This window comes from Burkholderia sp. AU18528 (assembly GCF_002223215.2).
Taxonomy (GTDB): domain Bacteria; phylum Pseudomonadota; class Gammaproteobacteria; order Burkholderiales; family Burkholderiaceae; genus Burkholderia; species Burkholderia semiarida.
Genome location: NZ_NKFC02000006.1, coordinates 1,675,041 through 1,689,305, shown reverse-complemented (window position 1 = coordinate 1,689,305; position 14,265 = coordinate 1,675,041). Strand labels below are relative to the sequence as shown.

At 69.9% G+C, this 14,265-nt stretch carries 14 protein-coding genes; 13 read left to right on the top strand and 1 reads right to left on the bottom strand.

What is annotated here, in order from left to right; translation table 11 throughout:
- Window positions 1-20: 20 nt before the first annotated feature.
- Complete coding sequence (locus tag CFB52_RS24540) at window positions 21-929, bottom strand: LuxR family transcriptional regulator (RefSeq protein ID WP_059585107.1); 909 nt, start codon at window positions 927-929, stop codon at window positions 21-23.
- Between the two features lie 283 nt (window positions 930-1,212).
- Here CFB52_RS24540 and CFB52_RS24535 point away from each other — a divergent pair, with 283 nt between their 5' ends.
- From CFB52_RS24535 to sctT, 13 genes are all read left to right on the top strand, one after another.
- Window positions 1,213-2,046: an autoinducer binding domain-containing protein gene (locus CFB52_RS24535; protein WP_059639770.1), complete on the top strand. Its 834-nt coding sequence runs from the start codon at window positions 1,213-1,215 to the stop codon at window positions 2,044-2,046.
- 249 nt (window positions 2,047-2,295) lie between these two features.
- Window positions 2,296-4,503, top strand: coding sequence for a type III secretion system export apparatus subunit SctV (gene sctV, locus CFB52_RS24530; protein WP_099317675.1), 2,208 nt, complete (start codon window positions 2,296-2,298; stop codon window positions 4,501-4,503).
- On the top strand, window positions 4,500-4,778 hold the full coding sequence (gene sctS, locus CFB52_RS24525) for a type III secretion system export apparatus subunit SctS (protein WP_006480854.1): 279 nt from the start codon (window positions 4,500-4,502) through the stop codon (window positions 4,776-4,778). The genes sctV and sctS overlap by 4 nt, the downstream gene beginning before the upstream one ends.
- Complete coding sequence (sctC, locus tag CFB52_RS24520; RefSeq protein WP_099317674.1) at window positions 4,778-6,829, top strand: type III secretion system outer membrane ring subunit SctC; 2,052 nt, start codon at window positions 4,778-4,780, stop codon at window positions 6,827-6,829. Before sctS ends, sctC begins: the two co-directional genes overlap by 1 nt.
- Window positions 6,810-8,159 carry a type III secretion system inner membrane ring subunit SctD gene (sctD, locus tag CFB52_RS24515; RefSeq protein ID WP_099317673.1) on the top strand — a complete coding sequence of 450 codons (1,350 nt, stop codon included), beginning with the start codon at window positions 6,810-6,812 and terminating at the stop codon, window positions 8,157-8,159. Before sctC ends, sctD begins: the two co-directional genes overlap by 20 nt.
- A gap of 140 nt (window positions 8,160-8,299) precedes the next feature.
- Complete coding sequence (locus CFB52_RS24510) at window positions 8,300-8,512, top strand: hypothetical protein (protein ID WP_006480857.1); 213 nt, start codon at window positions 8,300-8,302, stop codon at window positions 8,510-8,512.
- Between the two features lie 124 nt (window positions 8,513-8,636).
- Window positions 8,637-9,113: a hypothetical protein gene (locus tag CFB52_RS24505; protein WP_059640002.1), complete on the top strand. Its 477-nt coding sequence runs from the start codon at window positions 8,637-8,639 to the stop codon at window positions 9,111-9,113.
- A gap of 54 nt (window positions 9,114-9,167) precedes the next feature.
- Complete coding sequence (gene sctJ / locus CFB52_RS24500; protein ID WP_059584709.1) at window positions 9,168-10,052, top strand: type III secretion system inner membrane ring lipoprotein SctJ; 885 nt, start codon at window positions 9,168-9,170, stop codon at window positions 10,050-10,052.
- Entirely contained in the window at window positions 10,049-10,795 is a 747-nt protein-coding gene (locus CFB52_RS24495) for a SctK family type III secretion system sorting platform protein (RefSeq protein WP_099317672.1), read from the top strand. Before sctJ ends, CFB52_RS24495 begins: the two co-directional genes overlap by 4 nt.
- Window positions 10,777-11,406 (top strand): type III secretion system stator protein SctL, encoded by a 630-nt coding sequence (gene sctL, locus CFB52_RS24490; protein ID WP_059584712.1) that lies wholly within the window; start codon window positions 10,777-10,779, stop codon window positions 11,404-11,406. The genes CFB52_RS24495 and sctL overlap by 19 nt, the downstream gene beginning before the upstream one ends.
- Window positions 11,403-12,779 (top strand): type III secretion system ATPase SctN, encoded by a 1,377-nt coding sequence (sctN, locus tag CFB52_RS24485; RefSeq protein ID WP_059584714.1) that lies wholly within the window; start codon window positions 11,403-11,405, stop codon window positions 12,777-12,779. The genes sctL and sctN overlap by 4 nt, the downstream gene beginning before the upstream one ends.
- Window positions 12,772-13,458, top strand: a complete 687-nt coding sequence (locus tag CFB52_RS24480; protein WP_099317671.1) for a hypothetical protein — start codon at window positions 12,772-12,774, stop codon at window positions 13,456-13,458. The genes sctN and CFB52_RS24480 overlap by 8 nt, the downstream gene beginning before the upstream one ends.
- Window positions 13,452-14,261 (top strand): type III secretion system export apparatus subunit SctT, encoded by an 810-nt coding sequence (sctT, locus tag CFB52_RS24475; protein WP_099317670.1) that lies wholly within the window; start codon window positions 13,452-13,454, stop codon window positions 14,259-14,261. Before CFB52_RS24480 ends, sctT begins: the two co-directional genes overlap by 7 nt.
- Window positions 14,262-14,265: the final 4 nt, after the last annotated feature.

Sequence of the window (14,265 nt, the reverse complement as noted above, 5' to 3'; positions counted from 1 at the left end):
ACCGCGCTGCGCCGCCGTCGTCAGATCAACTCGAGCTTCGACGTCAGATAGGTGAGCTGGATCCGGTTCGCGACGCCGAAGCGCTTGCGCAGCTTGCGCAGGTGATAGTCGACGTTGTGCGCGCTGGTGTCGAGACGCCGGCCGATTTCCTTGTCGGACGCGCCTTCGGCGATGCCGAGCAGCAGTTCCTGCTCGAATGGCGTGAGCCCGTTGACCGCGCGCTCGCGCGACGTCGAGATCAATTGCGGCGACGCGAACTTGTGTACCGACAGCCCGATCGACAGCGCCTGCTCGATCGTCGCCGGCGTGATCCATTCGCGCGTGCGGCGCGGCGCGGTGAAGCTCATGAACGCGTGCAGCCGCGTGCCCGGCACGGCCATCGAATACATGATGCCGCTGCACATCCCGTCGTCCTGCATCGTCTGCAGGAAGCCGTCGAGCGCGGCAGGGCTCACGCGCGGCGCGTCGTCGCGCTCGCGGTGCTCGCGGCGCAATTGCTGCAGATCCCACACGATCGGCATGTTGCACACGCGCGCGCCGAGCGTGCGCGGATCGACGTCATGATGGTTGTGGCGCACGTAGTCGCCGCGATAGGTGGCCGGCGTGAACGCCTCGTGCAGGTAGAGACTTTCGACGCGCTCGCGCGTGAATTCGAGTGCGAAGTACGCGAACGTCGAGAAGCCTGTCAGATGCAGCAGGCTCGTGACGATCCGGTTGCGCTCGGCCGTGCTCTGCGCGTGCGCGAGCGTATCGGCCACGCCGAGCTTCGGCGCGTGCGGCTGCGCGACGTCGCCGCGCTTCACGTCGTCGCACCAGACGACCTGCACGGTGCGCTCGCGCAGCGCGTCCGCGCCTGCGTCCGATCCGCGCGACGCGCGCGGCAAGGTGGTTGGGGCGACCGCTTCTTCGTGCAATGCAATATCGGACATGAGCCATCCCTCGGAATCGACGCGCATCGCCTGGCGGCGGCCGTATCGTGTACGGCATTCGCGGCGGTGCGACCGAGCATCGTTGTGATCTGCGCCGACCGTCATCCCTGACGAAACGCGGGGGCATTGTACAAAAATGCCGGTGTGTGGGTAATATGCCGTAATACTAATGTCGGCGAAAGGTTCATGTTCGCGCGCATATAACGACGACCAGAAAATCATAAAGAAAAGACCAGATCGTGACGGGGCGCAGTTTCACATATTGGGAAAGGGCGGGCTCCTCATGACATATGCTGACGGCGCACCACGCGTCGAATGGTTCTCACAAGCCGATATAGCGGCCGCTGCCGCTTATTCGAACGAATATCACGCAATCGAGCGTGACGTTTTTACCGGTATTCAAATAGCACCCGGTAAAACCGACCTCGCGTCATTCGATTTCGCGCAATGCCATGCGCGATTGCGGCAAATCGGATTCAGTACGCTCGGTTACGGCGCCTACGAAATGATCGGGCGGCGCATTCTGCGCGCGCATCTGCTGCGCGACCTCGCGCCGGCGACGTTCATGCAGCCGTTCATCGAAGGGATGCTGTACGACAGCGACCCGCGCTTCGCGCAGGTGCGGCAGAGCGGCTTTCCGGTCGCGTGGCGGCTCGACGAGATCGAGGCGGCCGCGCACGGCAGCGGCGACCGCAAGGTGCTGGCGCTCGCCGGCCATCTGCGCGCGCATGCGATGAACAGCGGCGTGATCTTCAGCCTGTCGGCGCCGCGCCTCGACCTGCGCGTCGCGGTGAACCTGACGTCGGAAACGCACGGCACCGAATGGATCGACGATCGCGTGATCGGCGGCGCGCTGTCGGTCAGCCTTGCCGTGCATCGCGTCGCGCTGCCGTTCCTTGAGGCGCGCGTCGCGCGCATGCGCGGCTTCGCGCTCGCCGACGAGCAGCAGCAGGTGCTCGACCGGCTCGTGCACGGGCTGTCCGACCAGGAGATCGCGAGCGCGCTGCGCACGTCGCTGCACAAGGTCGGGCACCACATCCGCTCGCTGGAAAAGCTCTTCAACGTGCAGAACCGCGCGCAGCTCGCGTACCTCGCCGCGCGGCGGCTGCCGTCCTGACGTAAGCCTGCCGGACACGCGCGCCGGCGCCCGCGGCGCGCGATGGAAGCGGTTCCGGCGGCGCGTGCCCGAGCGGGCCGCCGGGTTTCGTAGTCCGATTCGATCGTCTGAGGAAAACGCGCTTTCACGCTACGAGGCGCGCTTCTTTTTCCGCGGTTTCCCGTCGCTACACTCGTCCCATTCAACGGTCCGCGCAGCACGGGAAGGGTTGCCCGTGCCAGCCGGCGATAACGACAGGACAACGGCACGATGGCTGAACCGAAGGCGCTCCCCCGCGACTGGCAGCGGTTGTTTTCCGCCGGCCGCGGCGTGTCCGGACGGCGCATCGGGGGCGCCTCGCCGCGCGCCGACCTGTTTCTCGCGACCTTCATCGTCGCGGTCGTCGCGCTGTTCATCCTGCCGCTGCCGCAGGCCGCGCTCGACGGGATGATCTCGCTCAATCTCGCGGCGAGCGTCGTGCTGCTGACGGTGTCGACCTACGTGCCGTCGGCGGTCAGCTTCTCGTCGTTTCCCGCGCTGCTGCTGTTTACGACGCTGTTCCGGCTCGCGCTGAACATCGCGTCGTGCAAGCTGATCCTGCTGCATGCGAACGCCGGTCACGTGATCGACGCGTTCGGGCGGCTGGTGGTGGGCAACAACGTGGTGGTGGGCGGCGTCGTGTTCCTCGTGATCGCGGTCGTGCAGTTCATCGTGATCGCGAAAGGGTCGGAGCGCGTGGCCGAAGTCGGCGCGCGCTTCTCGCTCGATGCGATGCCGGGCAAGCAGATGAGCATCGATGCGGACTTGCGCGCGGGCATCATCAGCGCCGACGAGGCGCGCGAGCGCCGCGAGAAGCTCGAGCAGGAATCGCAGATGCACGGCGCGATGGACGGCGCGATGAAGTTCGTGAAGGGCGACGCGATCGCGGGCCTCGTGATCGCGTTCATCAACATCGTCGCGGGGATCGCGGTCGGCACGCTGATGCACGGGATGGACATCGGCGAGGCGCTGCAGCGTTACGCGATCCTGACGGTCGGCGACGGGATGGCGTCGCAGATTCCGTCGCTGCTGGTATCGATCGCGGCCGGCATCGTGACGACGCGCGTCGCGACGCGCGATGCGCGACAGCGCCAGCTTGGCGAACAGCTCGGCGAGCAACTGGGCGCGCACCCGCGCGCGCTGCTGATCGCGGCGTTCGTGCTGAGCGGCTTTCTGGTCGTGCCCGGCTTTCCGAAATGGTCGTTCGCGCTGATCGCGCTCGGCCTCGGCGCCTTCGCGTTCTCGCAGTTGAAGCGCAAGACGTCCGCGCCGAGCTTCAACCTGATTCATGTCGCGGGGCGCGTCGGCGCGGCCGACGACGGCCAGCCGGCGAAGGTGTCGCACGCGGCCGGCGTCACGTCGCTGATCGCGGTGTCGCTGTCCGACGACCTGCGTACGGGCCTGAACCTCGCGCAATTGCAGGCGGCGCTGTCGAGCGCGAAGGCGCGCGTCGACGCGGACATCGGCACGGTGTTTCCGCGCATCACGCTGAACGACGACGAGGGCGCGCCGGCCGGCACGTACCGGATCTATCTGCAGGACGTGCTCGCCGCGCACGGCGCGCTGAAGCCGGGCTGGCTGCTGTGGGACGGCGTCGCGCCGCTGCCGGAGCGTGCGGAGCGCCAGCCGGCCGAGGCGTTCGGCCCGTTCGCGACCGCGCTGTGGATCAAGCCCGACGGCGCGGCGCCGGACGGCAAGTGGCTGTCGAGCGAAAGCGCGCTGGCCGCGCACGTCGAGCAGATCGTGCGCCAGCATGCGGACGAGCTGCTCGGCATCCAGGAGACGCAGGCGCTCGTGCATCTGGTGCGGCGCGATCATCCGGAGCTCGTCGGCGAACTGACGCGGCTCGTGCCGCTACAGCGCGTGACCGAAGTGCTGCGCCGGCTGCTCGCCGAACAGGTGCCGATCCGCAACCTGCGCGTGATCTTCGAGAGCCTGATCACGTGGGCGCCGAACGAGCCCGACGACGTGATCGCGCTGGTCGAACTCGTGCGCGTCGACCTGCGCCGGATGATCACCGATCGCCACGCGGGCACGGCGCGCCAGCTGCGGGTCGTGCTGTTCGAGCAGAACCTGCAGGAGCGGATCGAGCGCGCGGTGATGCGCACGAAACAGGGCAATTTCCTCGCGCTGTCGAGTGCGGTCAAGCAGGACATCGGCGAACAGGTGCGCGCGATCGTGCACGCCGCGCAGGCGGCCGGCCCCGGCGGCCACGGCAACGCGCCGGGCGCCGCGCGGCTCGCGGTGATGGTCGCGCTCGGCGCGCGCCGCTACGTGAAGACGATCCTGCAGCCGGTGCTGCCCGACCTCGCGGTGCTGTCGTACCAGGAAGTCGAGGAGGACGTGCAGTTGCATACGGTCGGCTGGGTGAAGAACCCGCCGGACGACGGCACGGTCGGCGCGGGCGCCGACGTGCGCGCGCCGGGAGCCGTGCAATGACGAGCTCGACGATCCTCGACCTGACGCGCCAGGCGCTGATGCTCGTGCTGCTGCTGTCGCTGCCGATCGTGCTGATCGCGACCGTCACGGGCCTCGTCGTCGCGATCCTGCAGGCCGTCACGCAGGTGCAGGACGCCAATATCGGCATCGCGGTGCGGCTGATCGCCGTGATGGTCGCGCTCGTGCTGCTGTCGGGCTGGCTCGGCGGCGAAGTGCTGCGCTTCGCGCAGCAGGCGCTGGAACGCATGTTCGTTTCTTCAACAGGAGTCCTTTGATGCGTCGACGCGTCGCCTCGATCCGGTTTCAACCGCGCAGCCTGCAACGGGCCGCGCTTGCCGTGTGCGCGACCGCGCTGCTCACGGCGTCGCTGTGCATGGCGCCCGCGCAGCATGCGCGCGCCGCGGACCTGCGCTGGCGCAACAAGCCGTTCACGATCGTCGCGAACGGCAAGAAGATCGGCGACTTCATCCGCGAGCTCGCGTCGTCGCAGGGCGTGACGGCGGTGGTCGACCCGAAGGTCGACGGCGTGATCAGCGGCCGCTTTTCCGGCACGCCGCAGCAGACGCTCGACACGATCTGCTCGACCTACGGGCTCACGTGGTACTACGACGGCTCGTTCCTGTACGTCGATCCGGCCGACCAGTCGCAGACGCAGATGATCCCGATCCCGCCGAACGCATCCGGCGAAATCGGCCGTGCGCTGCAGGCGATGCAGATTCCGGACAAGCGCTACACGCTGGTGATCAACGACCGCTCGAACAGCGTGTACGTGGCCGGCCCGCGCCGCTATGTCGAACTCGTGCGGCAGGCGATCGGCTCGGTCGGCGATCCGTCGGCGAACGGCGCGCATGCGGACATCCGCGCGTTCCGGCTGAAATACGGCTGGGCGTCGGACTTCACGATCAACCGCTCGGGCAAGGAAGTGACGGTGCCGGGTGTCGCGACGATCCTGCGCCGGCTGTTCGGCAAGACCGGCGACACGGCCGCGGCGCCGGCGAGCACGCCGCTCGGCCAGGCCGCGCGACAGGTGAAGCTCGGCTCGGGGCTGACGATCGCGGTGCCGCGGCTCGACTTCCCCGACATCTCCGGCGGCCCGCGACAGGGCGGTTATGGCGGTACGGACGGCAGCATGGGCGGCGGCTTTTCGCCGTTCTCGACCGGCGGCGGCGACACGCTGCCGCAGATCGTCGCCGATCCGGCGATCAACGCGGTGATCGTGCGCGACCTGCCGGAGAACATGTATCGCTACCAGTCGCTGATCGGTCAGCTCGACGAGCGGCCGCGCATCGTCGAGATCAACGTGACGATCATCGACATCAACGAGGATTCGCTCGACAGCCTCGGGATCGACTGGCGCCTGCACACGACGCACGGCGACGTGCAGATCGGCAACGGCCAGAACCCGCTGAACGGCAACACGCAGTACAACGGCGTCGGCAACCCGCCGCTGACGTTCGGCATCGGCACGTCGGAAACCGGGCAGACGGGCGCGTTCATGCCGACCGGCATCGCGCTGACCGCGTCGATCGGCGGGTCGCTGCGCAACTACCTGCTCACGCGCGTGAACGCGCTCGCGCAGAAGGGTCAGGCCCAACTGCGATCGAAGCCGAAGGTGCTCGCGCTCGACAACACCGAGGCGATCCTCGAGAACCTCACGCAGTTCTACGTGCAGGTGCCCGGCTACCAGGATTCGTCGCTGTACAGCGTGACGACCGGCACCAGCATCAAGGTGACGCCGATGATCGTCGACGAGGCGATCCGCAACGCCGCGGCCGTGTCCGCGGTAGCCGTTCGCAACCCACAGAGCGTGATGATGTCGATCGACATCCAGGACGGCAACATCGTGCCGGGGCAGGCCGTGTCGAACGTGCCGGTGATCCAGCAGCGCAACATCGTCACCAAGACGATGATCGACGAAGGCAAGAGTCTCCTGATCGCCGGCTTCAACGACGACGAGGTGCGGCTGAACAAGAGCGGCGTGCCCTGGCTGTCCGACATCCCGCTGATCGGCAACCTGTTCAAGTACACCGACAAGTCGGGCAACCACATGGAGCGCTTCTACCTGCTGACGCCGCGCGTCGTGACGAATGCGTCGATGTATGCGCCGGACGGCTCGCCCGTGAACCCGGGCGTCGACGGTCCGGCGAACCCGGAAGGGATGTCGATGTATCGCCCGCCGGACAACGACGTCACGGTGCCGCTGACGCCGAAGCCGCTGCCCGGCACGAAGTTTGGTCCGCCCGCGTTGCCGCCGCCCGTGGGCGCGGCGTCGCAGCCGGCGGCGACGACCGCAGGAGTGGTCACGCATGTCGACGAGCATCATTGATCCGCACGGCGACGGCGCATTGCCCGGCGGCGCGGCAGGCGCCGGGGCCGGTTCGGCCGCGCTCGCGTCGCCGTGGAACCTGTGCTTCCTGAGCGGGCCGATGTACGGCCGCACGATGTCGCTCGCGCGCGGCGCGAACTGGGTCGGCACGGCGGCCGACTGCGAAGTGATCCTGCCCGATCGCGAGATCGGCGCGAAGCAGGTGTGCCTGCAGGTCGGCGCGCTCGCGGTGACCGTGCAGAACCACGGCGGCGACACCGGCGCGCCGGTGCTGTTCAACGACGAGCCGCTCGGCGCCGGCCGCCGCTCGCTGACGCCGAACGACGTCGTGACGGTCGGCTCGATCCGGCTCGGCATCGCACGGCATGCGCAGGCGAGCGTCGCGGTGCCCGACGAAACGGATGCGCCGGACGCCGCGCGCGAGGCCGCGTGGCTCGGCTGGCTCACGGGTGGGCTGCGGCGGCTGGGCAGCCGGCGGCTCGTGATCGCGCTGGTCGCGCTGTGGGTCGGCGTGCTGCTCGGCGCGCTCGGCTACGGCTTCGTCGCGTGGTCGGGGCGGCTGCCGTGGCAGCACGAATCGGTGTTCGCGCGCACGCACCGGCTGCAGCAACTGCTGCACGCGTATCCGGAGCTGGCGGTCGCGCCGCGCGACGACGGCGTGATCGTGTCGGGCTACGTGAGCGACCCGGCCGCGCGCGAGCGCGTCGCGCAGATCGTCGCGGGCGTCGACAACGCGGCGCTCGGCAACATCTACGTGGTCAGCGATCTGGTCGCGACCGCGCAGACCTATTTCAGCGACACGGCGCTGACGGTCACGTATCTCGGCCGTGGCCGGATTGAGCTGACGGGCGCGGCCGCGCGCGCGCAGATCGAGCCGCGCATCCGCAACTACATGAAGGATGCGCGCCCGGCGCTCGAGGTGGTCGATCACGTGCGCGATGCCGACGCGGCCGCGCCGCGCACGGCGACGACGCTCGGCGGCACGGCGGGCATTCCGGAGATCACGACCGTGTTCGCCGGCGACGGCGACCAGCGCTACATCGAGACGGTCGACGGCAGCCGCTATTTCGAAGGTGCGCGGATGAAGGAAGGCGCGACGGTCGTGTCGATCGGCCCGGACGAAGTGGTGTTCGCACGCAACGGCCAGCGCATCACGATGCCGCTCGGCGGCGCGCCGGCGAGCGCGCCCGAGCAGGCGAGCGCGCCGCCCGTGGCGCCGCTCGCGAGCGGCGCGGCGGCCGGCGTCGCGCGGCCGGTGCCAGGGCCGACGCTGCTGCCCGGCGAGCCGGCGGCCGGTGTCGGGGTATCGGCGAAGGAGGCGGCGCATTAGCGTCGCGACGAATCAGGCGCAGCGCGTTTCGCGATGCGCGCATCACGCGACACGCCGCATGCATGCGGCGCGTCACGTCGCCGGCGGGGCATGGGGCCGCCGCCGGAATGTGGAGTGTGGTTCACGTAAAGGAGCGAAGCATGGGTACCTCGGCAGCAGGTGGTGTGACGAACACGGGCGACGTGCAGAAGCAGGCCGACGACCTGACCAAGACGCAGCTCGAACTGACGAAGATCAATTTCCAGGTTCAGCAATCGACTGCGACGTTCGAAACCAGCAACGCAGTGACCGCGCAGGAGGGGACGGCGAACGCCCAGGTTGCGCAACACCTGAGTTCCGCCGGCCGCGCGTGACGCCGGTCGCCGGCCGTGCCGCGCGACGCCGCGTGCCGGAGCCGCCCACGACGGGCGCCCGGCGTGGCGTGTGCGCGTGCCGGCCGGCCCGTTTCCGGCTCTGCCGGTCAAGGAGGACACGATCATGTCGGTAACAGGCGTAGGCGCGGCGCCGCCGGGCGCAGCCGCGCTCGCGGGCGCCGCGCAGCAAACGGGCGCGACGTCCGATCCGGCGCAGGTGCGCCAGTTCGATGCGCTGATGCAGCCGGGCGCGTCGCCGGCCGCTGCGCCGTCTTCGTCGGGCGTCGCGATGTCGCGCGCGCCGGCGGATGCGGCGCCGGCCGTGCAGATGACGCCCGCGCAGGCGAACCCGTCGTCGCTCGTCGAGCGGTTGCGCACGTACGGCAACGATCTCGATTCGCGGTACGCGAACATCGACAAGCATCGCACCGAGATGCTGACGTCGATGGCGGACAGCCGCAGCGACCCGCTGATGACGATGGTGAAGGCGATGGATTTCCAGTGGACGGCAACCACCACGATTTCGGAATACCAGTTGAGCCTGTCGGTTGCGCAGGCGGCGAACGGCTTCACGCACACGGTGCTGAAGACGCAGGAGTGAAAGCGCGTGCGGGCCGGAGGATACGGCCTCATGCGCCCTGAACCGGACAAACGGATGACGACGATCGATTCGACGCCGCGCACGCATGCGTGGCGCAGCCGGGCGGCGCGCGCGCTGCTCGCGGGGCTGCTCGTGCTGTTGGCCGGGTGCCAGAAGGAGCTGTACTCGGGCCTGTCAGAGCGCGACGCGAACCAGATGATCGCGGTGCTCGGCGACGCGGGCATCAGCGCGTCGAAGGACAACGACGCGCGCGATACGTCGGACCGCAACGCGTGGCTCGTGAGCGTCGCGGACGGCGACATGCAGGCGGCGCTCACGGTGCTGCACGCGAACGGGCTGCCGAAGCCGAGCTATGCGAGCCTCGGCGAGCTGTTCCAGAAGCAGGGCCTTGTGTCGACGCCGGCCGAGGAGCGCGTGCGCTACCTGTACGGCGTGTCGCAGGACCTGTCGCGCACGCTGCAGGACATCGAGGGCGTGGTGGTCGCGCGCGTGCAGGTCGTGATTCCGGAGAACGATCCGCTCGCCGACAAGATCAAGCCGTCGTCGGCGGCGGTGTACATCCGTTACCGGCCGGGCGTCGACCTGCGCGCGATGGCGCCGATGGTCAAGGATCTGGTCGCGCACAGCATCGAAGGGCTGCAGTACGACAACGTGTCGCTGTTCCTGCAGCCGGCCGCGGCGCGCGCGACGCGCGTGGACGGGATCGGCGGCGCGGTGTCGGACATCCTGCGGCTGCGCTCGCCGCTCGGCTGGCTCGTGTTCGCGCTGATCCTGCTGACCTGCGCGGTGATCGCGCTGTCGGCCGCCCGGCGCGGGATGTTCGGCGCGCGGCTTGCGGGCCTGCTCGGCGCGCCGCGCGGCGCGAACGGCGGCGGGGCGGCCGCGCAGCAGGCGGGCGGCGGGCTGCGTACGCCGGACGGCGCGCGCGACGGCGCATGAGCGATCCGCGCGCGCTGCCGCCGGGCGAAGCGGCCGCGTTCCACGCGGCGCCGCTGCCGTGGCTGCACCCGCTTGCGCCGCCGCCTGCCGCGCGTGCCGCCGCGTTTCATGCGCTCGTGTGCGACTTCAACCTGCGGCCCGATCGCTATCTGCACGTGACCCGCGTGCCGGCCGAGTGGCCCGCGCGCTACCGTTCGCCGGATGCGTTCGGCGCGGCCGGCCGCAAGCTGCTGGCGCGGCACCTGCTCGCGCTGAACGGCGTGGCCGACCGGCACGACTTCGACGTGGCGAATCCGTGCGCGCGGCTCGCGCTGCTGCCGGGCGCGGCGCTCGAGCAACTGGCCGCGTATGCGGGGCTGCTGCTGCATCGTGCGTGGCTGCGCGACGCGCTGGCCGGGCGGCGCATCCGCGCGGAAGTGGCGGCGCGGCTCGGCGGCGATGCGCTCGAACTCGCGCTCGAACGCGCGCCGGAATTCGGCGCGCTCGCCGAAACGCTCGAACCGTGGCGCGCCGATCCCGCCGCGCTGCCGGTCGTGATTCGCGCGCGCGGCGGGCGCTTGCTCGCGGATTTCATCGGCGTGGCCGGCGACGCGGTCGCGCAGCGCGTGCGCCTGAAATTCAACCGCGCGATCGACGACGAAGCGCCGTACTGGCTGAACCGCGCGCAGCGCGATCAATTCGGCGAACTGATGTTCCTGTTTCTGATTCCCGAGAGGCTTGCGTCATGGGACTGGCTTTTCTGATCACGAGCGACAACCTGCAGCTGCTGTCGGAGCGCAAGGTGCTCAAGGAGCGCGAATACGCGGCGCTGCTCGACGCGTCCGCGGTGATCGCGACCGCGCATGAAGAGGCCGCGCGCATCGTCGCCGACGCACAGCGCGAATTCGACAAGCGCCAGGCGGCCGGCTACGACGAAGGCATGCGCCGCGCGCAGCGCGAGCAGGCCGCGCAGGCGTACACGCAGGCGCTCGCGGCCACGCGCACGATGGAGACGATCAAGGATGCGATGGCCGAGATCGTCGTGAAGGCCGTGCGCGCGATCGTCGGCGAGATGAGCACGCAGAAGCTGTACGAGGCCGCGCTCGCGCGGATCGCGCCGCTCGTGCGCGACGAGGCGTTCCTGATCGTGCGCGTCGCGCCCGGGCGCACGGACGAGATGCGCGACGCGCTCGACGGCGCGTTCGCGGAGCAGTCGAACCGGCAGAAGATCCGCATCGTCGAGGACGCGCAGCTCGAACGCCACGCGTGCACGGTCGAGACGCCCTCCGGGCGCATCGACGCGAGCCTCGACCTGCAGATCGACGCGTTGCGCCAGGCGATCCGCCGCGACGCGCTGAAGGGCGCCGCGCGATGAACGCGCCGCTCGACGATCGGCAAACGTTCGGCGACGACGACGGCGCGCCGTTCGATCGCGGCCGCCTCGTCGGCGAGCTCGACGCGGGGCTCGCGTTCTTCTCGCCGGTATCGGTGCAGGGCCGCGTCAATCATGCGGTCGGGCAGATATTGAATGCGACGGGCATCCGCGCGCGGCTCGGCGAGATCTGCGAATTGCGCACGCCGAACCAGCCGACGCTGCTTGCCGAGGTGGTCGGCTTCTCGCGCCAGACGACGCTGCTCACGCCGCTCGGCGACGTGGCCGGGCTGTCGCCGGAGACGACCGTCGTGCCGTCCGGGCGCGAGCATGTGTTTCCGGTGGGCGAGGGGCTGTTCGGCCGCGTGCTCGACGGGCTCGGCCGGCCGCTCGACGATCGCGGGCCGGTGACGGGCGCCGCGTGGGTTTCGACGCAGCAGGACCCGCCGAACCCGCTCGCGCGCAAGATGATCGACACGCCGTTTGCGACCGGCGTGCGCGTGATCGACGGCCTGATGACGCTCGGCGTCGGGCAGCGCGTGGGCATCTTCGCGCCTTCGGGCGTCGGCAAGAGCACGCTGCTCGGGATGATCGCGCGCGGCGCGCAGGCCGACGTGAACGTGATCGCACTCGTCGGCGAACGCGGCCGCGAGGTGCGCGAATTCATCGAGCACAGCCTGTCGCCCGAGGTGCGCGCGCGTTCGATCGTCGTCGTGTCGACGTCCGACCGCCCCGCGATGGAGCGCGTGAAATCCGCGCTGGTCGCGACCGCGATCGCCGAGCACTTCCGCGATGCGGGCAAGCGCGTGCTGTTGCTGGTCGATTCGCTGACGCGCTTCGCACGCGCGCAGCGCGAGGTCGGCCTCGCGAGCGGCGAGCCGCCGACGCGGCGCAGCTTTCCGCCTTCGACGTTCGCGGTATTGCCGCGCCTGCTCGAACGCGCGGGGCAGGGGGCGCACGGGTCGATCACCGCGCTCTACACGGTGCTCGTCGAAGGCGACGAGGAATCGGACCCGATCGCCGAGGAGGTGCGGTCGATCCTCGACGGCCATATCGTGCTGTCGCGCAAGATCGCGCTCGCGAACCGCTATCCGGCGATCGACGTGCTCGCGAGCCTGTCGCGCGTGATGCCGCTCGTCGCGAGCCGCGCGCACCAGCATGCGGCCGCGCGCGTGCGCGAGCTGATCGCGAAGTACCAGGAGATCGAGCTGCTCGTGCAGATCGGCGAGTATCGCGAAGGCAGCGACCGGCTCGGCGATCTCGCGCTGCGCGCGCGCGACGCGATCGGCGCGTTCTGCGCGCAGGCGTCGGACGAGGACGTGCGCTTCGACGCGCTGCTCGCAAAGCTGACGAAGCTGGCGAACGATCATGTCTGAAGCCGACGACCGCCTCGTGCTCGCGACGCTCGCCCGCCTGAAGCGCGTACGCGAGATGCGCAGCCAGATCGCGCGCGTCGCGGCCGCGCGCCAGCAGGGCATCGCCGCGCAGAGCCGGCGGGCGCTCGCGGCCGCGCAGGCGCAGCTCGCGCAGCAGGTCGCCGCGAAGGCCGCGATCCAGACGCGGCTGGCCGACGACGTGCGCGAAGCGCGCGCATTGCAGGACGCGGCGGCCGATACGCGCACGTTCGACCGGCATATCGGCAACGCGAACGCGTCGGTGAGCGAGGCCGCGCACGTGCACCGCGGCCACGAAGCGACGCTCGCCGACCTGCAGCGCGCCGCGCGCAAGGCGAAGGCCGCCGAGGACAAGCTGGAGAAGGCCGGCGAGAAGGCGCTGCACGCCCGCGCCGCGCGGGTCGAGCGCGACGCCGACGACGTCGCGGACGGCTACGCGGTGCGGCGCTTCGCGACGGGCGGCACCTGGGTGGCCGGCGCGGGCGACGCGGCAGATCATGCGTCCACGCCGCCGGCGGCCGCGGCCGCGTTCGATGCGGCCATGACCGAAACGGAGGCGGGCGCCGACATCGCCGCTGAAACCGTGCTGTCCGACGTGCCCGAGGTGCCTGACGCGGCCGACGATCCCGCCCCGCCCGCCGCCGCGGAGCGCCGATGCTAGACCAGGCCGCGGGTTTCAACGACGTCGCCGGCATGCTGCGGCCGCTGCTCTACGTGATGCCGCGCCTGTTGCCGATCATGCTGGTCGTGCCGGTATTCAACGAGCAGATCATCACGGGCCTCGTGCGCAACGGAATCGCGGTCGTGATCGCCGCGTTCGTCGCGCCGGCGATCGATGCCGCGCAGGTGGCCGCGCTGCCGTTCCTGATGTGGTGCCTGCTGGTCGCGAAGGAGGCGATGGTCGGCATGCTGCTCGCCGGCGCGTTCAGCGCGGTGCTGTTCGCGATCCAGGGCGTCGGCTACCTGATCGACTTCCAGACCGGCAGCGGCAGCGCCGCGTTCTTCGATCCGATGGGCGGGCACGAGGGCGGACCGACCTCGGGATTCCTGAATTTCGTCGCGATCGCGCTGTTCGTCACGGCGGGCGGGCTGCAGGTGCTCGTGCAACTGTTCGCGCAGTCGTACGCATGGTGGCCGATCGGCTCGCTCGGCCCCGATTTCTCGTCGATGCTGCAGACCTTCATCGTGCGGCAGACCGACACGATCTTCGAATGGATGGTGAAGCTCGCCGCGCCGGTCACGATCGTGCTGGTGCTCGTCGAGCTCGGCATCGGCCTGGTCGGGCGCGCGGTGCCGCAGCTCAACGTCTTCGTGTTCTCGCAGCCGCTGAAAAGCGCGCTCGCGATGCTGATGATGATCCTGTTCCTGCCGGTGGTGTACGCGTCGCTGCACGCGCTGCTGAGCCCCGACAGCGGGCTCGTGTCGCTGCTGCGCGCGCTGTTCGCCGCGCACGGCGGCGGCTGAGCGC

Excerpts from the sequence above, each read along its gene's own strand:
- CFB52_RS24540 (WP_059585107.1), bottom strand. The coding sequence starts at position 929 with ATGTCCGATATTGCATTGCACGAAGAAGCGGTCGCCCCAACCACCTTG.
- CFB52_RS24535 (WP_059639770.1), top strand. The coding sequence starts at position 1,213 with ATGACATATGCTGACGGCGCACCACGCGTCGAATGGTTCTCACAAGCC.
- sctV (WP_099317675.1), top strand. The coding sequence starts at position 2,296 with ATGGCTGAACCGAAGGCGCTCCCCCGCGACTGGCAGCGGTTGTTTTCC.
- sctS (WP_006480854.1), top strand. The coding sequence starts at position 4,500 with ATGACGAGCTCGACGATCCTCGACCTGACGCGCCAGGCGCTGATGCTC.
- sctC (WP_099317674.1), top strand. The coding sequence starts at position 4,778 with ATGCGTCGACGCGTCGCCTCGATCCGGTTTCAACCGCGCAGCCTGCAA.
- sctD (WP_099317673.1), top strand. The coding sequence starts at position 6,810 with ATGTCGACGAGCATCATTGATCCGCACGGCGACGGCGCATTGCCCGGC.
- CFB52_RS24510 (WP_006480857.1), top strand. The coding sequence starts at position 8,300 with ATGGGTACCTCGGCAGCAGGTGGTGTGACGAACACGGGCGACGTGCAG.
- CFB52_RS24505 (WP_059640002.1), top strand. The coding sequence starts at position 8,637 with ATGTCGGTAACAGGCGTAGGCGCGGCGCCGCCGGGCGCAGCCGCGCTC.
- sctJ (WP_059584709.1), top strand. The coding sequence starts at position 9,168 with ATGACGACGATCGATTCGACGCCGCGCACGCATGCGTGGCGCAGCCGG.
- CFB52_RS24495 (WP_099317672.1), top strand. The coding sequence starts at position 10,049 with ATGAGCGATCCGCGCGCGCTGCCGCCGGGCGAAGCGGCCGCGTTCCAC.
- sctL (WP_059584712.1), top strand. The coding sequence starts at position 10,777 with ATGGGACTGGCTTTTCTGATCACGAGCGACAACCTGCAGCTGCTGTCG.
- sctN (WP_059584714.1), top strand. The coding sequence starts at position 11,403 with ATGAACGCGCCGCTCGACGATCGGCAAACGTTCGGCGACGACGACGGC.
- CFB52_RS24480 (WP_099317671.1), top strand. The coding sequence starts at position 12,772 with ATGTCTGAAGCCGACGACCGCCTCGTGCTCGCGACGCTCGCCCGCCTG.
- sctT (WP_099317670.1), top strand. The coding sequence starts at position 13,452 with ATGCTAGACCAGGCCGCGGGTTTCAACGACGTCGCCGGCATGCTGCGG.